Annotated in this window: 1 rRNA gene (running past one end of the window); it reads right to left on the bottom strand. The window is 57.4% G+C overall.

The annotated features are described in order from the left end of the window. Positions 1-1,912, bottom strand: a 23S ribosomal RNA gene (locus ACFV0G_RS35110) (it extends 1,202 nt beyond the left edge of the window). Between the last annotated feature and the right edge of the window lie 53 nt (positions 1,913-1,965).

Below are 1,965 nucleotides of genomic sequence, written 5' to 3'. Positions count from 1 at the left end.
GGTGTGGCCCCCCTTCTCCCGAAGTTACGGGGGCATTTTGCCGAGTTCCTTAACCACAGTTCACCCGAACGCCTCGGTATTCTCTACCTGACCACCTGAGTCGGTTTGGGGTACGGGCCGCCATGAAACTCGCTAGAGGCTTTTCTCGACAGCATAGGATCATCCACTTCACCACAATCGGCTCGGCATCAGGTCTCAGGCTCATGTTGTGCGGATTTGCCTACACAACGCCCTACACCCTTACCCCGGGACAACCACCGCCCGGGCTGGACTACCTTCCTGCGTCACCCCATCGCTCACCTACTACAGGCTTGGACCGGCGGCTCCACCACGTCCCTTCGTCCGAAGACTCCGGGCCGGCTTCACGGCCTTAGCATCACCTGGTTCGACGTTGGCGCTTCAAAGCGGGTACGGGAATATCAACCCGTTGTCCATCGACTACGCCTGTCGGCCTCGCCTTAGGTCCCGACTTACCCTGGGCAGATCAGCTTGACCCAGGAACCCTTGGTCAATCGGCGCAAGAGTTTCCCACTCTTGTATCGCTACTCATGCCTGCATTCTCACTCGTGAACCGTCCACAACTGGATTCCTCCGCTGCTTCACCCGGCACACGACGCTCCCCTACCCATCCACAGCGCCGTTGGGCGTATTCTGTGAATGACACGACTTCGGTGGTGTACTTGAGCCCCGCTACATTGTCGGCGCGGAATCACTTGACCAGTGAGCTATTACGCACTCTTTCAAGGGTGGCTGCTTCTAAGCCAACCTCCTGGTTGTCTCTGCGACTCCACATCCTTTCCCACTTAGCACACGCTTAGGGACCTTAGTCGGTGTTCTGGGCTGTTTCCCTCTCGACCATGGAGCTTATCCCCCACAGTCTCACTGCCGTGCTCTCACTTACCGGCATTCGGAGTTTGGCTAAGGTCAGTAACCCGGTGAGGCCCATCGCCTATCCAGTGCTCTACCTCCGGCAAGAAACACACGACGCTGCACCTAAATGCATTTCGGGGAGAACCAGCTATCACGGAGTTTGATTGGCCTTTCACCCCTAACCACAGGTCATCCCCCAGGTTTTCAACCCTGGTGGGTTCGGTCCTCCACACGGTCTTACCCGCGCTTCAACCTGCCCATGGCTAGATCACTCCGCTTCGGGTCTTGGGCATGCAACTCAAACGCCCTATTCGGACTCGCTTTCGCTACGGCTACCCCACACGGGTTAACCTCGCTACACACCGCAAACTCGCAGGCTCATTCTTCAAAAGGCACGCAGTCACAGTCCGAAGACTGCCCCCACGGCTTGTAGGCACACGGTTTCAGGTACTATTTCACTCCGCTCCCGCGGTACTTTTCACCATTCCCTCACGGTACTATCCGCTATCGGTCACCAGGGAATATTTAGGCTTAGCGGGTGGTCCCGCCAGATTCACACGGAATTTCTCGGGCTCCGTGCTACTTGGGAGAAGCTCAAGTGAGCCGCACAGATTTCGTCTACGGGGGTCTTACCCTCTACGCCGGACCTTTCGCATGTCCTTCGACTATCCATACGGTTTCTGACTCACCCAGCCGCCGGCAGACGACTGAAGAACTTTCCCACGACCCCTCATACGCAACCCCTGCCGGGTCTCACACGTATCAGGTTTAGCCTCATCCGGTTTCGCTCGCCACTACTCCCGGAATCACGGTTGTTTTCTCTTCCTGCGGGTACTGAGATGTTTCACTTCCCCGCGTTCCCTCCACATACCCTATGTGTTCAGGTATGGGTGACAGCCCATGACGACTGCCGGGTTTCCCCATTCGGACACCCCCGGATCAAAGCTCGGTTGACAGCTCCCCGGGGCCTATCGCGGCCTCCCACGTCCTTCATCGGTTCCTGGTGCCAAGGCATCCACCGTGCGCCCTTAAAAACTTGGCCACAGATGCTCGCGTCCACTGTGCAGTTCTCAAACAACGACCAGACACCCATAC

Origin of the sequence: Kitasatospora sp. NPDC059571 (assembly GCF_042735675.1) — a bacterium.
In the GTDB taxonomy this organism is placed as follows: domain Bacteria; phylum Actinomycetota; class Actinomycetes; order Streptomycetales; family Streptomycetaceae; genus Kitasatospora.
The sequence above is the reverse complement of the archived record's forward strand: the minus strand, read 5'-3'. Positions and strand labels throughout refer to the sequence as shown.